At 50.3% G+C, this 654-nt stretch carries 3 tRNA genes; all 3 read left to right on the top strand.

Going from position 1 to position 654, the window contains the following annotated elements:
- Window positions 1-368: 368 nt before the first annotated feature.
- Window positions 369-444: transfer RNA gene (locus AN394_RS21205), tRNA-Gly, on the top strand.
- A gap of 18 nt (window positions 445-462) precedes the next feature.
- Window positions 463-536: transfer RNA gene (locus AN394_RS21200), tRNA-Cys, on the top strand.
- A gap of 35 nt (window positions 537-571) precedes the next feature.
- Window positions 572-654 (top strand) — tRNA-Leu (locus tag AN394_RS21195).

Raw genomic sequence — 654 nt, 5'->3', positions numbered from 1 at the left:
CCCGGGTGGTGGAATTGGTAGACACAAGGGATTTAAAATCCCTCGCTGGTAACAGCGTGCCGGTTCAAGTCCGGCCCCGGGCACCATTTTTAGTGGTAACTAATTAAAAATTTGCGGCACTAGTTCAGTTGCCAGAACGTTATCATCGCAACCTCAAGGTTGTGTACCAACGGTAAAAATACTGACAGAATTAAATTTGCGGCACTAGCTCAGTTGCCAGAACGTTATCATCGCAACCTCAAGGTTGTGCACCAACGGTCAAAATACTGACAGAAATAAATTTGCGGCACTAGTTCAGTTGCCAGAACGTTATCATCGCAACCTCAAGGTTGTGCACCAACGGTCAAAATACTGACAGAAATAAATTTGCGGCACTAGCTCAGTTGGTAGAGCGCAACCTTGCCAAGGTTGAGGTCACGAGTTCGAGCCTCGTGTGCCGCTCCAATTATTTGGAAGCGATAAGGCGGAATGGCAGAGTGGCCATGCAGCGGATTGCAAATCCGTCTACCTCGGTTCGACTCCGGGTTCCGCCTCCATATAATACTCCACATGCTCTTACGAGCGGCCCGATGCCCGGGTGGTGGAATTGGTAGACACAAGGGATTTAAAATCCCTCGCTGGTAACAGCGTGCCGGTTCAAGTCCGGCCCCGGGC

Source organism: Pseudoalteromonas sp. P1-26 (genome assembly GCF_001401795.1).
Classification (GTDB): domain Bacteria; phylum Pseudomonadota; class Gammaproteobacteria; order Enterobacterales; family Alteromonadaceae; genus Pseudoalteromonas.
This window is presented reverse-complemented; position numbering and strand designations above follow the sequence as displayed.